The 1,365-nt window shown below is 69.3% G+C and carries 1 protein-coding gene; it reads right to left on the bottom strand.

Going from position 1 to position 1,365, the window contains the following annotated elements:
- Positions 1-1,299, bottom strand: a 1,299-nt coding sequence (locus G3576_RS30950; protein ID WP_268888613.1) for an IS4 family transposase, incomplete at its 3' end; no start/stop codon positions are given.
- Positions 1,300-1,365: the final 66 nt, after the last annotated feature.

A 1,365-nucleotide genomic window follows, 5' to 3' on the forward strand; every position in this document is an offset into this window, starting at 1 on the left:
TTTGCCGGCCTGGAAGTGGGTCCATCCGTCGAGCATGACGATAGGACCTGGCTTGCCGTAGTAGCCGGTCCAGCCGCCCAATCGGGCGCAGATCCAGGCGGCGTAGGCGAGGCTGCCTTCGGGGTGGGGGTTTTTCTGTTTGGTGGTCTTGCCTTCGAGTGCTCGGCAGTGGGCGCGGAGCAGCGGCAGGTCATCGGGCTCGAAGGCGTCGGTCACGGGGCGCAGCGGGCCGGGCCCGCCGTCTCGCGCATGGACCAGTTGCTGCACGGTGACGGCGGCCACCAGGGCTGCCATCACCAGTCGATTGCGCGGTGCGGCATCCTCGACCTCGATCCCCTCGATGTCGAAGCCCTGCGTCTTCATCGTGCGGAACAGCTGCTCGATCGCCCAGCGCTTGCGGTAGAGTTCCGTCACCGCGAGCGCTTCGGCCCCATTCGATACCGTCTGCGTCGTCAGCAGCCGCCAATGGATCGGCGGGGCGCCCGCTGGCGCCTCCACCTCTCGCGCATCCACCACATACAGGCCGAGCGTCGCTGGCAGATCGCCGACGCGGCCATGGCGCGGCCGCGCCACCTGCACCGCGGCAAAGCGCAGCGCGAGCGTCGCCTGTCGCGCCGCCTGTCCGGGCCGCGCCCGCAAATCGATCTCGACGCGAAGCGCCTCTGCCTGCTTGTCCATCGCGGCAAACAGCCGTTCGTCGCCTTCCAGGGCGCGGTCCTGCGCAGCGCGGACCAGAAGGTCCACATTCCCCGGGCAGCGCGCGAAGGCCTCGTAGATATCGCTCTCCCGGTCCGCGATCACCGTGACGCGCGTGGCGCTGGCCCCCACCGCTGCCGCGCGTGAGGCGCCTTCCAGCCAGCGCTGGCTTTCCTTGTTCGCCACCGGCCGTGCCCGCCGCCCCGCTTTGCGACCAGCCTCGCGGTGCAGGAACACGCCATCCACCAGGCCGAGGATCGCCCCATCCGCCGCATCCACGCCCAGCACGGCATGCAGATAGTCGCCGCCGCCACCCTCCGAGCGCACCACTGTCGTGTCCTGGATCGCCAGCAGATGCCGACCAGCACAGCGCTCCGCCGTCCGCGCCGCCGCCGTCTCCGCCATCTCCCGCACCGTCACCGCCGGGTTCCGCAGCCAGCGCGTCAGCCGGATTTCACCCGACCGATTGCCGCCAAGACGCCGAACCCTGATCCCGCGCCCCGCCTGCGCCACCAGCTGCGCATGCAAAAAGGCCCCCCTTTTTGCAGGCGCAGGTCGCCAAACCCGCCCAGCTCCACACACCCCGACATCATGCCGCTCCATCGCCTCTAACAGCAGCGAATCAGCACAAACAACCTTGCGCAAGCCGAGTTGTGTGAATGCCGTAGC

Source organism: Falsiroseomonas algicola (genome assembly GCF_011040385.1).
GTDB lineage: Bacteria > Pseudomonadota > Alphaproteobacteria > Acetobacterales > Acetobacteraceae > Falsiroseomonas > Falsiroseomonas algicola.